Annotated in this window: 10 protein-coding genes; 8 read left to right on the top strand and 2 right to left on the bottom strand. The window is 73.8% G+C overall.

Going from position 1 to position 14,347, the window contains the following annotated elements:
- Window positions 1-226: 226 nt before the first annotated feature.
- Both ABTW95_RS17040 and ABTW95_RS17035 read right to left on the bottom strand, forming a co-directional pair.
- Window positions 227-1,081 carry a metallophosphoesterase family protein gene (locus tag ABTW95_RS17040; RefSeq protein WP_396448208.1) on the bottom strand — a complete coding sequence of 285 codons (855 nt, stop codon included), beginning with the start codon at window positions 1,079-1,081 and terminating at the stop codon, window positions 227-229.
- Window positions 1,081-3,897: an ATP-binding protein gene (locus tag ABTW95_RS17035; RefSeq protein ID WP_396448207.1), complete on the bottom strand. Its 2,817-nt coding sequence runs from the start codon at window positions 3,895-3,897 to the stop codon at window positions 1,081-1,083. Before ABTW95_RS17035 ends, ABTW95_RS17040 begins: the two co-directional genes overlap by 1 nt.
- 1,070 nt (window positions 3,898-4,967) lie before the next feature.
- Here ABTW95_RS17035 and ABTW95_RS17030 point away from each other — a divergent pair.
- From ABTW95_RS17030 to ABTW95_RS16995, 8 genes are all read left to right on the top strand, one after another.
- Window positions 4,968-5,750, top strand: a complete 783-nt coding sequence (locus ABTW95_RS17030) for a thioesterase II family protein (RefSeq protein WP_396448206.1) — start codon at window positions 4,968-4,970, stop codon at window positions 5,748-5,750.
- Between the two features lie 248 nt (window positions 5,751-5,998).
- Entirely contained in the window at window positions 5,999-7,210 is a 1,212-nt protein-coding gene (dpgA, locus tag ABTW95_RS17025) for a 3,5-dihydroxyphenylacetyl-CoA synthase DpgA (RefSeq protein ID WP_396453988.1), read from the top strand.
- A gap of 74 nt (window positions 7,211-7,284) precedes the next feature.
- Window positions 7,285-7,977 carry an enoyl-CoA-hydratase DpgB gene (gene dpgB / locus ABTW95_RS17020; RefSeq protein ID WP_396448204.1) on the top strand — a complete coding sequence of 231 codons (693 nt, stop codon included), beginning with the start codon at window positions 7,285-7,287 and terminating at the stop codon, window positions 7,975-7,977.
- Window positions 7,974-9,296 (top strand): (3,5-dihydroxyphenyl)acetyl-CoA 1,2-dioxygenase DpgC, encoded by a 1,323-nt coding sequence (dpgC, locus tag ABTW95_RS17015; protein ID WP_396448203.1) that lies wholly within the window; start codon window positions 7,974-7,976, stop codon window positions 9,294-9,296. Before dpgB ends, dpgC begins: the two co-directional genes overlap by 4 nt.
- Complete coding sequence (locus ABTW95_RS17010) at window positions 9,293-10,954, top strand: thiamine pyrophosphate-binding protein (RefSeq protein WP_396448202.1); 1,662 nt, start codon at window positions 9,293-9,295, stop codon at window positions 10,952-10,954. The genes dpgC and ABTW95_RS17010 overlap by 4 nt, the downstream gene beginning before the upstream one ends.
- A gap of 2 nt (window positions 10,955-10,956) precedes the next feature.
- Entirely contained in the window at window positions 10,957-12,417 is a 1,461-nt protein-coding gene (locus ABTW95_RS17005; protein ID WP_500226727.1) for an aldehyde dehydrogenase family protein, read from the top strand.
- A 30-nt stretch (window positions 12,418-12,447) separates the two neighbouring features.
- The gene (locus ABTW95_RS17000) at window positions 12,448-14,073 is read left to right on the top strand and encodes an acyl-CoA carboxylase subunit beta (RefSeq protein WP_396453989.1); all 1,626 of its coding nucleotides are present in this window, start codon (window positions 12,448-12,450) and stop codon (window positions 14,071-14,073) included.
- Entirely contained in the window at window positions 14,070-14,288 is a 219-nt protein-coding gene (locus tag ABTW95_RS16995; RefSeq protein ID WP_396448199.1) for an acyl-CoA carboxylase epsilon subunit, read from the top strand. The genes ABTW95_RS17000 and ABTW95_RS16995 overlap by 4 nt, the downstream gene beginning before the upstream one ends.
- The last annotated feature ends 59 nt before the right edge of the window (window positions 14,289-14,347 follow it).

The following is a 14,347-nucleotide window of genomic DNA, read 5'->3' as shown; positions in this document are numbered from 1 at the left end:
CCGGGTCCGGGTCCACCGATCCGAGAAACGGTCAGAGCTGTCTTGGGAAGCGACCGTGAATCGCAGTCTCAGGGACGGCGGCGCACGCACGAAACCCCTAATCAGAGGGCTGCGCCGACCCCCAGAACCGCACCCCTTAGCTCCCCTATGCCCGGCCCCGGAACCGCGTCCGGACCCCCGAGGGCGGCGCCGCGCGGGGCGCCGGACCCGGTGCGGGGACCCCCGTTCACGCGATCCTCGCCCCGGCGGCGGGCAGCACCTGCCGCAGCAGCCCGAGGGGGTGCCCGCGGCGCCGCCACTCGCGCGGGTAGCCGATCGACACCTCCTCGAACCGCACGCCGTCGTACCAGCTCGTGCGCGGGATGTGGAGGTGGCCGTACACCACGGCCTCCGGGCGGAAGCGGACGTGCCAGCGGGCGGTCAGCTCCGTGCCGCACCACTGGGCGAACCGCGGCCGCCACAGCGCCTCGGTGGGGCCGGGCAGCAGCGGCCAGTGCCCGGCGATCACCAGCGGGACGGCGGGGTCCCGCGCCGCGAGCCGCCGTTCGGTCTCGGCGACCCGCGCCGCGCACCAGTCCTCGATCGACGGGTAGGGGTCGGGGTGCAGGAGGAACTCGTCGGTGCAGACGACCCCGTCCTCGTAGGCCAGCCGCAGCGACTCCTTCTTGCCGATCGACCGCGGCCGCCGGAACGAGTAGTCGTACAGCGTCAGGACGGGCGCGATCTGGACCGGCCCGCCGGGCCCCGTCCAGACCGGGAACGGGTCCTCGGGCGTCGTGACGCCCAGGTCCCGGCACAGGTCGACCAGGAACCGGTAGCGGGCCTCGCCGCGCAGCCGGACCGGGTCCTCGCGCGGGGTCCACAGCTCGTGGTTCCCGGGCGTCCAGATCACCCGCGCGAACCGGCCCGCCAGCAGCCGCAGCGCCCAGCCCACGTCGTCGCTCAGCTCCGCCACGTCGCCCGCCACGATGAGCCAGTCCGCGTCGGACTCCGGCCGGAGGGACTCCACGATGGGCCGGTTGTCGGCCATCCCGGCGTGCAGGTCGCTGACCGCGAGGAGCCGGCCGGGCGCCGCGCCCATCAGGCGGTGTTCCTGTCCGGTTCGGCGAAGGCCAGGCTGGAGGGCAGGTCCTGGCGGTGGCGGACGTCCAGCTTCCGGTAGACCCGGGTCAGGTGCTGCTCGACGGTGCTCACCGTGATGAACAGCTGCTCGGCGATGTCGCGGTTGGAGTGGCCCTGCGCCGCGAGCGTGCCGACCCGCCGCTCCGCCTCGGTCAGCGTGCCGATCACCGCGGCCAGGTCCTGGTCGCCGCCGCCGGACGAGGCGATCATGCGGTCGTTGGCCGAGGGGAACAGCGACCGGCACAGCGCCGCGGCGCCGCAGTCCTTGGCGATCCGCCAGGCGCGGCGGGCGTAGATCCTGGCCCGCGCGGGGTCGCCGAGGCCGCGGTGCAGGGTGCTCAGGTCGGCGAGGACCAGCGCCATCTCGTACCGGTTGCCGCTCGCCTGCAGCAGTTCCAGCGCCTCCGCGAGCAGTTCCTGCCGCCGCCCGGCCGGTTCGGTCATCGCCTGGATCCGCAGCGCCGCGCCGCGCACGCCGGAGTGGCCGGGACCGGTCGCCGCGAGCTGCTCCTCGATGAGCTCGACCGCCCGCTCCGGATGGTTCATCCGCAGCCAGGTCTCCGCCGCCGCGACCCGCCACGTCACCAGCCCCGGGGCGTCGGTCCCCCAGGACCGGGTCCGCTCACCGCAGCTGAGGAAGTCGGCGAGGGCCGCGTGCAGATGCCCCTGCGCCAGGTAGTACCGGCCCCGGCCGATCAGGTAGTGCAGGCCGAACCGGGTCTCGAACAGATGCTCCGGGACGGGCTGCAGGACGAGCTTCTCCGCCCCCCGGTGGTCGCCCATGCTGACGGCCGCGTCGATCCCGGTGGCGAGCGGCAGCCCGATGCCGACGCCCCAGCCGAGCGGCGAGGTCAGCTGCAGCGCCTCCTCGGACAGCCGGGACGCGGCGGGCAGGTCGCCGCGGCGGAGCGTCACCAGGCCGCGCAGCGCGCACAGCATCGCCCGCCAGGTCGGCGCCTCGCGCTCGGCCGCCTCGGCCTCCAGGCGCTCGCACCAGGAGTCCGCGAGATCGAGCCGGTCCGCGTACAGCAGCGCGGAGATGGCGGCGGTCAGCATGTCGAGCGTCTCGTCGCCGATGCGCACCCGCTGGAGCACCTGCTCGGCCGTGGCGACGGCCGCCTCCTCCTCGTCCCCGCGGACGACGGCGGCCAGCGCCCACAGCGCGCCGTACCCCGAACGGTCGGCGGCGGACGGTGCGGCCGGGGGCGGCGCCGGACCGCGTTCGGGCAGCCCGCCGATCCGGTCCGCCGCGCCCGGGTAGGTGCCCCGGATCCACAGCAGCGCCGCGTCGTGGGCCGAGCGCAGCGCGGGGTCGGCGAGGTCGGAGCCCCCGATGGACTCCAGCGCGGCGACGGCCTCCTGCTCCAGGCCGTGCCAGAGCATCCGGGGCACCAGGGTCAGCAGCCGGCCGGCGGGCAGCCTGCCCTGGCCGATGGGCTCGGCGAGCGCGCTGAGCTTGCGCGCCGCGACCTCCGGCTTGACGCGCCACGCGGAGGTCGCCAGCTCGGTGTTGATGACCAGCCGCTCCTGCTCGTCCGCCGTGTGCTCCTCGGCGGCCCGCAGGCACTTCAGGGCCATCGAGACCTGGTCGGTCCGCAGCGCCTCGTGGCCCGCCTCGATGAGCACCTGGGTGGTCCAGGGCTCGCTGAGCCCGCCCGCGGCGAGCACGTGCTGGGCCAGGACCAGGTTGGGGGCGCCCTCCTCGTGCAGCAGCACGGCCGCCCGGTGGTGGAGCCGCGCGGCCTCGTCGGAGGGCAGGTCGTCGAGGACGGCGGCGCGGACCTGCGGGTGGTGGAAGCCGCGGGCGGACACGATGCCGGTGTCGGTGAGCGCCTGGATGAGCCGGCTCGTGACACGCGGCTCCAGGCCGGTGAGGCCGCTGAGCAGCTCGACCGACACGTTGCCGCCGAGCACCGCCATGGCCCGCGCGGTGCGCAGCCCCGCGGTGCCGCTGCGATGGATGCAGGCGACCGCCGCGAACAGGAACGAGTCGCCGACCGACTTGGCGCCCTTGACCGGGCACGGGTCCTGGAGCAGCGCCTTGGCCAGCAGCGGGTTGCCGCCGGTGAGCGCGAGGACCTCGGCGACGTCGCGGCGCTCACCGGCCCGGTGCGACCGGATCAGCTCGCCGACGCCCGCCCGGCCGAGCGACCCCACGGTGACGCGGTGGATGCGCGGCTCGAAGACCAGCTCGCCGAGCGGGGTGTTGTCGTTGATGCCGAACTGGGAGCCGTGGGTGACGATCACCGTGACGGGTGAGCCCCGGAAGCGCCGGTAGAGATAGAGGAGGCAGTGCAGCGACGCCTCGTCGGCGTGGTGGATGTCGTCGACGGCCAGCAGCACCGGCCCGTCGGCCTCGATCGCGGCCAGCACCTCGTGGTAGAAGCGCAGCAGGTCGGGAGCGGGCACCGTGTCGTCGCGGGCCGGGCGCAGCGACGCCGGCATCAGCGGTAACTCGCCGGCCAGCGCCAGATCGCGGAACAGCTGGTCGATCATGGCGTACGGCAGCGACTGCTCCACCGCGGAGCACGTCGCGCTGATCACCCGCACGCCCGCGTCCCGGGCGCGCCGGGCGACCTCCTCCAGCAGCTCGGTCTTGCCGCACCCGATCCCCCCGGTGATCAACCCCAGGAATCCGAGCGGCGGATCGTCGCTCCGGAACGCCGCACAGAGCTCAGCTACCTGGGCTTCTCGTTCGATCAGCAACGTCTCGACCGTCCTTCCCCGTGACCAGGCCTGCGCGCACCCCGAGACGCGGACACCGACGATGGCCATCCCCCTTGCACCGGACGGTTGGTCCCGCCGTGGACGGACCCCCGATTAGGGTTGCGCGGAAGCGGAGAACAAAGCGAACTCTGATCTCCGCCAAGTGGCAAAGTAAGCGGTCCTTGGACAGAAATCAAGAGAATATCCATCGCGAGTGAGCGAACAAGCCGGGAGTAAAGAGTGCGACCGCCGCGCCGCCGCCGAACGCGCACGACCGCCGCTTTCGCGCCGCAGAACCCGCGCAACGCCTTTCTGATTCTCAATCGGCTCTAATGACTGACGGGAACCTCTTGCAGCGGATACACAATCCGAGCACAACGTGCTACGGTCCGCATCGCGACCGGGGGGCCTCGATTGAATATTAAATAGATATCCGGCGCCGGGCGCGGCGGTGTTCAGGGCCGTACGCGGCACCGGTGTTCACACGGCGCGCCCACCCCCGCCGCGGGGCCGCGGCGGTGAGCGCGCCATGCCTCGGGAGCCAAAGCCGACTCTCGGTTCATCGACCATGGATTCAGCGAATCAGCGTTCAAAATGTATCCAGGGCACCTGATCGTGTCAAGAGACCGAGTTGTGCGAACGGAATGCAAGCAGTAATGCACGGAAAGTAGCGAATCCATTGATCGGGCTCTTCCCTACTGATCATCCGGTCGGCGGCCCCGGTCCGGGCGGGCGCCGGGCGAAGGATCCGCAGGCGGCGGCGCCGACGGTTCCGCGAGGCGCCCCGGCGGGCTGTTGGAGCGTTCCAGGCCGGACGCCCGAGCCGGCGCCTGAGCGCGCGGCTCCGGGCCGGTCCGGCCGTACCCCGATTCGGTGAGAATTGCACCGAGTCCAAATTGCACCGGGTCCAAATTGCACCGAGTCCGCACCGCGGGCTGGTCTGCACGATCACCTGCGGTCGTCGGCGACGCACTCTCGGAGACGGCCCCGGCAAGCCGCCCGGAAGCCGTCGAATAGGGTTCGGAGCCGGGGTTGCAAGTTTCACCAAGGGGTCGACGCGTCACTTCACAGGGGGTTCTGTCTTCAGGTCAAGTCAAGTACCGTTCTCCACATAAAACCTGTTCAGAGGGGGTCGCCTTGTGACCGGATCATCGAGTGGCTTCGAGAAATGGTTCAAGTCCTTCCACGACCGCACCCGCAGCGACGTCCGCCTGGTGTGCTTCCCGCACGCGGGGGGATCGGCGAGCGGATACTTCCGGCTCTCCGCCGCGCTGCCGGACTGGGTGGAGGTCTGGGCCGCGCAGTACCCGGGGCGCCAGGAGCGCAGGCGGGAGCCCGCCTGCACCGACGTGCGCGCCCTCGCGGGCTCGCTGGCCGGGGTGCTGGCCGGCCGGCTCGACCGGCCGTACGTCCTCTTCGGGCACAGCATGGGCGCCCTCGTCGCGTTCGAGGTCGCGCTGGACCTGCGGAGGCGCGGCTTCCGCTGCCCCGAGATGCTCGTCGCGTCCGGCCGCCGGGCGCCCTCCACCTCGCGGGCGGAGGCCGTCCACCGGATGCCGGACTCGGGGGTGGCGGCCGAGATGCGCCTCCTCAGCGGGACCGATCCGGTGTTCCTGCAGGACCCCGAGCTGTTCGAGATGATCCTGCCCGCCCTGCGGGCGGACTACCGGGCGGTGGAGACCTACCGGCCCGAGCCGAACGCGACGGTCGTGTGCCCGATCACCGCCCTCGTCGGTGACCACGACCCGCGCACCACCATCGACGAGGCGCGCGCCTGGCAGGGGCACACGGCCGCCGGGTTCGACCTCCGCATCTTCGCGGGCGGCCACTTCTTCCTCGACGAGTGCATGCCCGAGGTGCTCAACGTGCTGACCGACATCATGCTCCCCTACTCGATGGCGGCGCACGACGGGCAGTCCTGAGCCCCCGATTCCCGCGTCCCCCGCGCGGCTCGGCCCGCACGAAAGTCTTCGGCAATTTCTCCACGGTTCCCAGGTCGCGGCGGGCTGGTGCGCAAACATCCGCGCGGATCCGCATTGAGACACCGGGACGCAACCCCCTAAGCACCCCTACGGGCGCGACCCCGGCGACCTGTGAATCCCGGATACCCATTTCCCGCAAGGGGTCGTTATGGTGCCGCTCAGAGATCAGGGGTGGTCATCGTACTCCCGTGACATGGCTCACATCCACACCGGGAGAACATGATCCTTCGGGAAATCGGAGAAGTCAGATGGCGCGTCTAACGGCGGCCGGGCGCCATACGGCCGAGAGCACATCCCATCATCCCGCGGGGGCGGCGGCGCACACCATCGGGCCGGCCGCCCCCCGGCCGCGGATCCTGGGCGTCGGCACGGCCGTTCCGGACAACTCGTATACGCAGGAAGAACTGCTCGAAGAATTCCGGATAACGGATCCGAAGATCCGCTCGGTCTTTCTGAACAGCGCCATCGAGCGGCGCTATCTGACGCTTCCGCCCGAGGGGCCGGAGGGCGTCCGGCGCCCGGAGACCCAGGGGCAGCTGCTGGCCAAGCACCGCGCGCAGGGGCTGGACATGGGCGGCCGCGCGCTCAGCGAGTGCCTGAAGGACGCCGGCGCCGAGCCCGCCGCCATCCGCTACCTGGTGTGCGTCTCCTCCACCGGGTTCCTGACGCCCGGGTTCAGCGCGCTGCTGATCCGCGAGCTGGGCATCGACCCCGACTGCGCCCGGCTGGACGTGGTCGGGATGGGCTGCAACGCGGGGCTCAACGGGCTCACCGCCGTCGCCGGATGGGCCGCCGCGCACCCCGGCGAGCTCGCCGTGCTGCTGTGCACCGAGGCGTGCTCGGCCGCCTACGTCTTCGACGGCACGATGCGCACGTCCGTGGTCAACAGCCTCTTCGGCGACGGGGCGGCGGCGCTGGCGGTCCGCGCCGGGGAGGGGCCGGACGGCACCGGGGCCGGCCTGCCGGAACTGCTGGACTTCTCCAGCCACCTGATTCCCGACGCCATCGACGCGATGCGCTTCGACTGGGACGACGACGCGGGCAGGTTCAGTTTCTTCCTGGACCGGGAAGTACCCTATGTCATCGGCGCGCACGCCGAGGAGGCGGTCGGAAGACTGCTGAACAAGAATGGCATCGCCCGTTCCCGCATAGCGCATTGGATCGTTCATTCGGGCGGTAAGAAGGTCATCGACTCCGTCCGGGTCAATCTGGGTCTCACCGCGCACGACGTGCGCCATACAAACGAAGTTCTCCGCGATTTCGGAAACCTGTCGAGCGGCTCCTTCCTCTTCTCTTACCAACGGCTGCGGAACGAGGGCGTGGTGCGTCCCGGCGACCATGCCGTGTTCATGACCATGGGCCCGGGATCGACGATCGAGACCGCGCTGGTCCGCTGCTGAACGACCGCGGGCCGGCCAGCCGATAAGCCGAAGAAATGAGGAACGAAATGGCAACCGACGATTGTCCGAGTCCGGTGGACGATGTGATCTGCCTGCGTCTTCAACTGGACGTTCCGTACCATTCGGCCGCCGACGTCGTCGCCGAGATCGGCGAGCTGTGCGACCGGGCGGAGGAGGCCGCGCCGCCGCGCCCGGTCATGCTCGAACTGGTCGGCCCGGGACCCGGCTCCGCGCCGCTCGGCGGGTGGGCGGAGGAGGTGGACGTCGGCCTCGTCAACAAGTGGGAGCGCGCGGTGCGCCGCCTGGAGCGGCTCGGCGTCCCCACCATCACGGTGGTGTCCGGCGAGTGCTCGGGCGAGTCGCTGGACCTGCTGCTGGCCACCGATTACCGGATCGGCGCGCCGGACGTCCGGCTGAGCCTGGCCCGCACCGAGGGGCTGCTCTGGCCCGGCATGGCGCTGCACCGGCTGGTGCAGCAGGTCGGCCTGGCGACCGCCCGGCGGATGGCGCTGTTCGGCCGCCGCCTGGACGCGCCGGAGGCCCTGGCGCTCGGGCTGCTCGACGAGGTGACCGACGACCCGGCCGTCTCGGTCGCCGCCGCGGCGGCGCGGGCCGCCGAGCTCACCGGCACCGAGGTGGCCGTGCGGCGCAGGCTGCTGCTCGAAGCCGCCGTCAGCAGCCACGAGGAGGCGCTCGGCGTCCACCTGTCCGCCGTCGACCGGACGCTGCGGCAGAGCCGGGCCGATGAGGACGAGGAGGACCGATGACCGGCACCGAGGAGATCACCGCACCCGCCTGGACGGGTGAGCTCGCCGCCGACGCGGAGCGGCTGGCCGGCCTCGCCGCGGCCGCCGAGAAGGCACTCGCCGAGCTGCCCCCGAAGCCGCTGCGGGACCCGGACCAGGAGGCGCGGGCCGAGGACGCCAAAGTCGCCGCCAGGCGGGCGCGCTCCGCGTTCCTCGCCGAACACGTCGAGGCCGTGTACGCGGAGCTCACCGACCACGGGCGCCGCCGCCCGCGGGTCACCGAGCTGGCGCTGGCCGCCGCGGAGCGGTTCCCCGGCCTGGTGCCGACCCGCGAGCAGCTGGCCGCGGAGGCCGAGCTGACGCAGGGCGCGAAGGAGGGCCACGAGATCGATCAGGGCGTGTTCCTGTCCGCCGTGCTCGGCTCCCCCGCCGCGGGCACGCACCTCATGGAGAGCATGCTCATGCCGACGCCGCGCGCGCTGGAGCTGGCCGACGGCTTCACCGCGAGCGGGCTCGTCGAACTCGGGGCGGTGCGGGTGGAGCGCGACAACGGCGCGACGCAGCTCACGGTCCTCAACGAGCACTGCCTCAACGCCGAGGACAACGAGCTCATCGCGGACATGGAGACCGCGGTCGACCTGGTCCTGCTCGACCCGCGCACCCGGGTGGCGGCGCTGCGCGGCGGGGTGATGACGCACCCGCGGTACGCGGGGCGCCGGGTGTTCAGCGCCGGGATCAACCTCAAGCACCTGCACGAGGGCCGGCTCTCCTTCACCGGCTTCCTGATGGGCCGGGAGCTCGGCTACATCCACAAGATCTACCGCGGGCTGCTGCCGCCGGGGCCGGCCCGCTGGCCGCACCGGTTCACGAACAAGCCCTGGGCGGCCGCCGTCGACGCGTTCGCCATCGGGGGCGGCGCGCAGCTGGTGCTCGTCTTCGACCACGTCCTCGCCGCGTCCGACGCCTACTTCAGCCTGCCCGCCGCGCAGGAGGGCATCGTCCCCGGCGCGGGCAACTTCCGGCTGGGGCGGCACACCGGCGCCCGGCTCACCCGGCAGGTGCTGCTCTCCGGCAGCAAGATCTGGGCCTCCAGCCCGGAGGGGCGGCTGGTGTTCGACGAGGTCGTTCCCGCCGAGGACATGGACGCGGCCCTGGCCGCGGCGCTGCGCCGCCTCGACTCCCCCGCCGTCCTGGCGAACCGCCGCATCCTGCACGCCACCGAGGAGTCGTTCGACGCGTTCCGCAGGTACATGGCGGAGTTCGCGCTCGAGCAGTCGCTGCGCCTGTACGGCGAGGACGTGATCTCCAAGGTCGGACGGCGGGCGGGCCGCTCGTCATGATGCGCACGCCGGTCGAGGCACTGCTCCACATCCTCCGCGAGGAGGGTGTGGACCGGGTGTTCGGCAACCCGGGGACGACCGAGCTGCCGCTGCTGGAGGCGCTGGCCGGCGACCCCGGGATCGAGTACGTGCTCGGCGTGCAGGAGGCGTCGGTCGTCGCGATGGCCGACGGGTACGCCCGGGCCACCGGCCGCACGGCGGTCGCCAGCCTGCACGCCGGGGGCGGGACCGCCAACGGCCTCGTCGGGCTGCTGAACGCCCGCCGGTCGCGCACGCCGCTGGTCGTCCTCGCCGGCCAGCAGGACCGGCGGCACCTGGTCCAGGACCCGATGCTCTCCGCCGACCTGGCCGCGCTCGCCCGGCCGGCCGTGAAGGAGTCGCACGACGTCCAGCACGGCCACGATCTGCCCGTCCTGCTCCGCAGGGCGTTCGCCGCGGCGCGCCGCGCGCCCGCCGGGCCGGTCTTCCTGTCCGTCCCGATGGACCTGCTCGCCGAGCGGACCCCGGTCCCCGTGCCGGAGCGCGGCGACGTCGGGACGCCCGGCCCGGCCGACCCCCGCAGCCTGCGCCGGGCGGCGGAGGCGCTGTCCGCGGCCGCCGCGCCCGCGATCGTGGCGGGCGACGGGGTCGGCCGGGAGGGCGCGGTGGCCGAGCTGGTCATCGTCGCCGAGGCGCTCGGCGCCACCGTCTACCACCAGCCCCTCCACGACGGGCTGGACTTCCCCTTCGGCCACCCGCTGCACGCCGGGATGCTCGGCCCCAGCAACGAGGCCGTGCGGCGGGCGCTGTCCGGGCACGACGCGGTGCTGATCGCCGGGTGCCACGCCTTCACGCCGCACCACTACACGCCGGCCGCGCCCATCCCGGACGGCACCGCCGTCGTCCAGCTCGACAGCGACCCGGCGGAGATCGGCCGGAACTTCCCGGCCGACGTCGGCGTGGCCGGCGCGATCCGGCCCAGCCTCGCCGCGCTCGCCGCGGGGCTGCGCCCCGACCGGGCCGCGGCCCGGCGGCGGCGCGAGGAGGCGGCCGAGCGGGCCGCGCTCCGGGACGCGCCGGCCGCCGAGCCCCCGGCGGGCGGCCGGCTGGACCCGGCCGCGGCCGTCCGCGCGATCGCCGGCGCGCTGCCCGGCGACGCCGTCGTCGTGGAGGAGGCGATCACCTCCGGCATCCTGCTGCGCGAGGCGCTGCGGCTCAGGGCGCCCGGGTCGTACGTCCACACGGTCGGCGGCGGCCTCGGCCACGGGATCGGCGCGGCCGTCGGCTCGGCGCTCGGGGCGCCGGGGCGCCCGGTCGTCGCGGTCCTCGGCGACGGCTGCGCGCTGTTCGGCCTGCAGGGCCTGTGGAGCGCCGCCAGGCTGGACGTCCCCGTGACGTTCGTGGTGATGAACAACGGCGAGTACCGCACGCTCAAGGACACCCTCGACTCCCGGGGCGGGCCGGAGCCGGGGCGGACCGCCGCCCAGGCGTGCCTGGACCTCGCGCCGCCGCGGGTCGACTTCCTGGCGGCCGCGCGGACGTTCGGGATCGCGGCCCAGCGGGCCGGCTCGCTCACCGAGCTCGCGGAGGCGGTCGCGAAGGCCGCCGCCGCCCAGGGGCCCCGGCTGGTGGAGGTCCCGATCACCGGCCATGACGACCGGACCGACCCGGAGGAGTGACCATGACGAGACTGCTGCGCTCCGGCGCCCCCGACGGGACGGTCAGCTCCGGCGGCTGGCGGCGGCCCGGCGGAGGCGCCGCCGAGGCCGTCGAACCGGCCACCGGCCGGGTCCTCGGCACGGTCGGGCTCGCCGGCCCCGCCGACGTCCGCCGCGCCGCGGACCTCGCCGCGGCCGCGCAGCCGGCGTGGGCGGCGGCCGGGCACCGGGACCGGATCCGGGTCATGCGCACCGCCGCGGCCCTGCTGCAGGCCCACCGGGACGAGTTCGCCGAGTGGCTGGTCCGGGAGAGCGGCTCCACCCGCGGCAAGGCCGAGTTCGAGATCGAGTCCGTGACCGACGAGCTGCACGTGGCGGCGGGGCTGCCCGGCCAGCCGCCGGGCCACCTGCTGCCGCCGTCGCCGGGCCGGCGGAGCGTCGCGCACCGGGCGCCGGTCGGCGTGGTCGGCGTGATCAGCCCGTGGAACGTGCCGCTGGTGCTGGCGATGCGCGCGGTCGCGCCCGCCCTGGCGCTCGGCAACGCGGTCGTGCTCAAGCCCGACCCGCGCACCGCCGTCTGCGGCGGGCTCCTCATCGCCCGCCTGTTCGAGGAGGCGGGGCTGCCGGAGGGCGTGCTGCACGTCCTGCCGGGCGCGGCCGACGCCGGCGCCGCGCTCGTCGACGACCCGGCCGTCGCGATGATCGCGTTCACCGGGTCCACCGCCGTCGGCCGGGAGATCGGCGAGCGGGCCGGGCGCGCGCTCAAGCGCGTCTCGCTGGAGCTCGGCGGGAACAACGCGCTGCTGGTGCTGGCCGACGCCGACCTTCCGGCGGCGGCGGGGATCGGCGCGTTCGGCTCGTTCTTCCACCAGGGCCAGGTGTGCATGTCCGCGGGCCGGCACATCGTGCTCGACGAGGTGGCCGACTCCTACGCCGGGCTCCTGGCGCTGCGCGCGGCCGAGCTCACCGTCGGCGACCCGTGGCGGGAGGACGTGCGGCTCGGCCCGCTCATCGACGCCGGCCAGCTCAAGCGGGTCGACCGCATCGTCACCGAGTCGGTGGCGCGCGGGGCGCGGGTGCTGGCCGGCGGGACCTACCGGGACCTGTGCTACCTGCCGACCGTCCTGGACGGGGTGACGCCCGAGATGCCGGCGTTCCGGGAGGAGATCTTCGGCCCGGTCGCGCCGATCGTCCGGGCCCGGGACGCCGCGGAGGCCGTCGACCTCGCGAACGAGGGCGAGCACGGGCTGGTCGCCGCGATCGTCACCGGCGCGCCCGAGCGGGCCGAGGCGCTGGCCGGGCGGCTCCGCGCGGGGATGGTGCACATCAACGACCCGATCATCGAGGACGACGCGTACGTCCCCTTCGGCGGGCTCGGCGCGTCCGGCAACGGAAGCAGGCACGGCGCGCTGCACCACTGGGACGAGTTCACCGAATGGCGCTGGGTCACGACCCGAGACGAGCCGGCGCCCCCCGCGATCTGACCCGATCCGAGAGCTTTCGAAGGTGATGAGATGACGACCGTCCAGGAGGATCCCTCGTTCGCCGCCGAACTGGCCGCCGGGGAGTGGGTCCCGGCGGGGCCGGAGCCGGACGCGCGGGCCGCCGTCGAGGCGCTGCGGGAGCGGCGGCGGCAGGCGCGCCGCGGCCCGAGCGAGAAGGCCACCGAGCAGCAGCGCGCGCGGGGCAAGCTGACCGTCCGGGAGCGCATCGCGCTGCTGTTCGACGACGGCGAGTTCACCGAGATCGACGGGCTGCGCCGGCACCGGGCGAGCGGCTTCGGCCTGGAGGACCGGCGGCCCTACACCGACGGCGTCGTGACGGGCTGGGGGCCGGTGCACGGGCGCAGGGTCTTCGTCTACGCGCACGACTTCCGGATCTTCGGCGGGGCGCTCGGCGAGGCCCACGCCGAGAAGATCCACAAGCTGATGGACCTGGCGGCCGCCGCGGGCGCGCCCGTCGTCGGGCTGTGCGACGGCGCCGGCGCCCGGATCCAGGAGGGCGTCTCCGCGCTCGCCGGATACGGCGGGATCTTCCAGCGCAACGTCCGCAACTCCGGGGTCATCCCGCAGATCAGCGTCATGCTCGGACCCTGCGCCGGGGGCGCGGCCTACTCGCCCGCGCTCACCGACTTCGTCTTCATGGTCCGCGACACCTCGCAGATGTTCATCACCGGCCCCGACGTGATCCAGAGCGTCACCGGCGAGACCATCACCCACGACGCCCTCGGCGGCGCCGACGTGCACGCCACGACCTCCGGGGTCGCGGCCTTCGTCCACGACGACGAGGCCGAGTGCCTGGAGGAGGTCCGCTACCTGCTGTCGCTGCTGCCCGCGAACAACCGCGAGCAGCCTCCCGCGCTGCCCCCGGCCGACCCCGCCGACCGGCCCACCGACCGGCTCCTCGACCTGGTCCCCGCCGACTCGCGGCAGTCCTACGACATGCGGGAGGTCATCGAGGAGATCGTGGACGACGGGGACTTCACCGAGGTGCACGAGCGGTGGGCGGAGAACCTGATCTGCGGGCTGGCGCGGCTCGGCGGCCAGGTGACCGGGATCGTCGCCAACCAGCCCGCCCGGCTCGCCGGGGTGCTGGACATCGAGGCGTCCGAGAAGGGCGCCCGGTTCGTCGCGATGTGCGACGCGTTCAACATCCCGCTGGTCACCCTCGTGGACGTGCCGGGCTTCTTGCCCGGGGTCGACCAGGAGCACGGCGGGATCATCCGGCACGGCGCGAAGCTGCTGTACGCGTACTGCAACGCGACCGTGCCGCGCATCCAGGTGATCCTGCGCAAGGCGTACGGCGGCGCCTACATCGTCATGGACTCCCGGTCGATCGGCGCGGACCTGTCGTTCGCGTGGCCGGCCAACGAGATCGCCGTGATGGGCGCGGAGGGCGCCGCCAACGTCATCTTCCGGCGGGAGATCGCCGCCGCGGACGACCCCGACCGGGTGCGGCGGCTCCGCGTCGCGCAGTACCGGGAGCAGCTCATGCACCCCTACTACGCCGCCGAGCGCGGGCTCGTGGACGACGTCATCGAGCCGGGCGAGACCCGGGCCAGGCTCGTCGAGGCGCTCGCCATGCTCGGCGCCAAGAGCGCCGCGCTGCCGAGCCGCAAGCACGGGAACCAGCCGCAGTGAACCCGCCCGACGCACCGGCGATCCGCATCGTCCGGGGAGATCCCGATCCGTACGAGGTGGCCGCGCTCACCGTCGTGCTCGCCGCGGCGCTCGCGGCCCCGGAGCCCGCGGCCCGGCCCGCCGCCGCGCGCAGCCGGTGGGCCGCGGCGCGGATCCCGGTCCCCGCCTGCTCGTGGGCGGCCCGCCCGCACCCCGCGTGGCGGCCGCCGTTCTGAACCGGCCGTCCGGCCGGCGGCACAGGAGATTCGACGCAAGCACCGAAGAGAGGAGGCTG

Origin of the sequence: Spirillospora sp. NPDC127506 (assembly GCF_040302145.1) — a bacterium.
Taxonomy (GTDB): domain Bacteria; phylum Actinomycetota; class Actinomycetes; order Streptosporangiales; family Streptosporangiaceae; genus Spirillospora.
The sequence above is the reverse complement of the archived record's forward strand: the minus strand, read 5'-3'. Positions and strand labels throughout refer to the sequence as shown.